The 1,634-nt window shown below is 54.2% G+C and carries 1 protein-coding gene; it reads left to right on the forward strand.

The window, feature by feature from the left end:
* Positions 1–138 precede the first annotated feature (138 nt).
* Entirely contained in the window at positions 139–1,146 is a 1,008-nt protein-coding gene (locus ACFOZ5_RS13475; RefSeq protein ID WP_379888163.1) for an AAA family ATPase, read from the forward strand.
* Positions 1,147–1,634: the final 488 nt, after the last annotated feature.

The following is a 1,634-nucleotide window of genomic DNA, read 5'->3' on the forward strand; positions in this document are numbered from 1 at the left end:
CCTGCCGGGGTGGCAGCTTTGCCGTGGAATCAGTGGCAGCTTTCGCGTGGAATGGGTGGCAGGCTTCGTCTGGAATCAGTGGCAACCTTGGCCTGGAATACGCAAGTGAGCATGACAAACGCTATCTGAGGAGAATTCATGCTTGATGAGGTCCCAGGGTACAGCTTGAACGCATTGCTGAACGCTGACTTCAGCCCGAGAAAGCCCATGCTTGGGTCATGGTTGTTGGAACGTAGCCTGAACATGATTCACGCCCCCGCAGGCCTCGGTAAGTCAATGGCGTGCCTTTCACTCTCGCTGGCGCTTGCCGGTGGGGGTGAGTTTCTCGGATGGAAAGCACCGAAACCGCGCCGAGTTCTGTATGTGGATGCTGAAATGGACCCCAGTGACCTGAGGGAACGAACAGAGGATTTGCTGAAGGCGTCCGGGATGACAGATGCTCAGATTAATGATGCCGGACACAACCTCCAGGTCATTCCCCAACAAGGACTGGACGACGACAGAAAGCTGCCTGACCTGAAGGCAGAACCTGACGAGGCCAAAGAGATACTTGGTGATTGGTGTGACGCATTTGAACCAGACCTCGTCATTCTCGACAACCTCAGCACCTTGGCGGAGGTAGAAGACGAGAATAGCGCCGGAGGTTTTGCCTTCGTGCAAACGTTGGGGGACTTTCTCAAGAGCCAGGGAGTGGCTGTCCTTCTGGTTCACCACGACCGAAAGGGCTTCAGCGGCTCTGAGTCCTTCAGAGGGAGTTCCAAACTGGACGCCTTGCTGGATGTCCGGTGGGGATTCAGTAGGCCAGAGAAACGAATCCCCGTAAGCTCTGTGTGCTTTACCTTGGAGTGTCATAAGTGCAGGCCCAGGCGTGGAGAAGATGTCCGCTCCTTCACTGTGGGACTAGTCGATAATGATGACCATCCGACGTGGGAATCCTCGGACAACCCTATCCCACCCAAGGTCCAGCAATATGTGGACGCTGTACGGACCAGACTATACGGAACGGGTAAAGCTATTGCCGAGGCACTGGGGACCACCCCCGTCGATGTCAGCAGGCGAAGGAAGAAAGCCATAGAGCTGGGCGCGATTACAGACGAAGAGCTGACGGAGTGCTTGGCGGAGGGGAAGACCAAGGATGATTTCTAATGGAATCCACGGAGGGGAGACACCCATGCGGGCATTAGGGGCCTACCTTGGCCCCCATAGGGTTCTCAGTTTCCATATTTCAATACTCTTAGGGCACTGAAATTTGAAATCACCTTGAAACCCTTGGGGCGCAGGGCGTTTAGCGACTCTGGCAATCCTGACGTTTCCACGCTCTGCCGTCCCAAATTTTTAGTTTCTATCCACGCTCTGGCCTCAGCATTGAGTTATCGGACAAACGTGGTACTGTCGAATGGTACAAACTAGCAGTCCCATCAACGCTAACCATTTGATTCCATGGAGGTGGGTAGGCACGTTTCAATTCCCGCCGTCTCCACCAAACAACCACAGAAAAGCCCCTGATTTCAGGGGCTTTTTTTTGCGCAGTGTCCCGTCCTGAAATACGTTGTCATCTGGAGAATGAGCAGATGGGCAACGATACTCCCACCCGGAAGAAGCGCACGCAGCGTGATTACAACCTGGGCTTTAAA

This window comes from Marinobacter lacisalsi, from assembly GCF_042651045.1.
GTDB classification, from domain to species: domain Bacteria; phylum Pseudomonadota; class Gammaproteobacteria; order Pseudomonadales; family Oleiphilaceae; genus Marinobacter; species Marinobacter lacisalsi.

What these genes read in the sequence shown, in the direction of transcription:
- ACFOZ5_RS13475 (WP_379888163.1), top strand. Translation starts at nt 139, where the DNA reads ATGCTTGATGAGGTCCCAGGGTACAGCTTGAACGCATTGCTGAACGCT.